Genomic DNA, 638 nt, shown 5'->3' on the forward strand with positions numbered 1-638 from the left:
TCTTCAGAGTGAGCCCAGCATGTCCGACACCCTTGCCCTCAGCGAAAACAACCTGATCTGGATCGACCTCGAAATGACGGGTCTGTATCCCGACACCGACCGCATCATCGAGATTGCCGTCGTCGTGACCGACGCCAACCTCGAAAAGCGCGTCGAAGGCCCTGTCTTCGCCGTGCATCAGAGCGACGCGACGCTGGACGCCATGGACGCCTGGAACAAGGGCACGCATGGCAGGAGCGGCCTCATCGACCGCGTCAAGGCCTCCACCGTCTCCGAGGCCGAGGCCGCCGCCCAGACCATCGCCTTCCTGAAGCAATACGTGCCCAAGGGCAAGAGCCCGATGGCCGGCAACAGCATCTGCCAGGACCGCCGCTTCCTCGCCAACTACATGCCCGAGCTGGAGAGCTTCTTCCACTACCGCAACCTGGATGTGTCCACGCTGAAGGAGCTGGCCAAGCGCTGGAAGCCGGCGGCGCTGGAGGGCTTCAAGAAGGCCCAGGCCCACACGGCCATGGCCGACATCCACGAGTCCATCGACGAGCTCGTCCACTACCGCACTCATTTCCTGAACCTGGCCTGACCGGGCCGCACGGCGCTTGCTGCACGCCGCTTTCGACTTCCCCCGCCACCCGCTGGCC

1 protein-coding gene is annotated in these 638 nt (G+C 64.6%); it reads left to right on the forward strand.

From position 1 onward, the window contains the following. Positions 1-19 precede the first annotated feature (19 nt). Positions 20-580 (forward strand): oligoribonuclease, encoded by a 561-nt coding sequence (gene orn, locus ACXJKJ_RS30915; protein WP_056197666.1) that lies wholly within the window; start codon positions 20-22, stop codon positions 578-580. Positions 581-638: the final 58 nt, after the last annotated feature.

The sequence above is a fragment of the Roseateles sp. P5_E1 genome, assembly GCF_054049335.1.